This is a genomic window from Brevibacillus sp. MCWH (assembly GCF_013096935.1).
Taxonomy (GTDB): Bacteria; Bacillota; Bacilli; order Brevibacillales; family Brevibacillaceae; genus Brevibacillus; species Brevibacillus aydinogluensis.
Genome location: NZ_SDLF01000146.1, coordinates 1 through 459, shown reverse-complemented (window position 1 = coordinate 459; position 459 = coordinate 1). Strand labels below are relative to the sequence as shown.

Sequence of the window (459 nt, the reverse complement as noted above, 5' to 3'; positions counted from 1 at the left end):
CCTCCTGGAAGGCGGTGTAGACAACGATGGTTGTGATAATGACGCTGATGATGGCTCCCATCGCAATGATGCTGATAAAACTGGGACCGAGCGCGACAATCAGGATCGGACCTAGGGCCACTTTCGGCATTGCATTCAAAATCACAAGATACGGATCTAAAATTCTGGCAAGTCGGTTAGACCACCATAACAAAGCGGCGAGGCACGTGCCCATAAACGTCCCAAGCAAAAAGCCAAGCACCGTTTCAAATAAAGTGACGCCGATGTGTGACAGTAAAGAACCGTCACCAAGTTTCTCCAGCATTAATCGCCACACAGCTGATGGAGAGCTGAAGATCAGCGGATCGATCCAGCCCTGCCTGCTGGAGGTTTCCCAGCCCGAGAAAAAGAGAATAAATATGGCAAGCTGAAAGGAATGGACCTTCCACTTTTCCTTTTTCTGTTTGAATTGATACTGCT

The 459-nt window shown here is 48.6% G+C and carries 1 protein-coding gene; it reads right to left on the bottom strand.

The annotated features are described in order from the left end of the window. Positions 1-459 (bottom strand): ABC transporter permease (locus tag ETC00_RS19795; protein ID WP_371808924.1); only part of this gene is annotated, 459 nt, incomplete at both ends.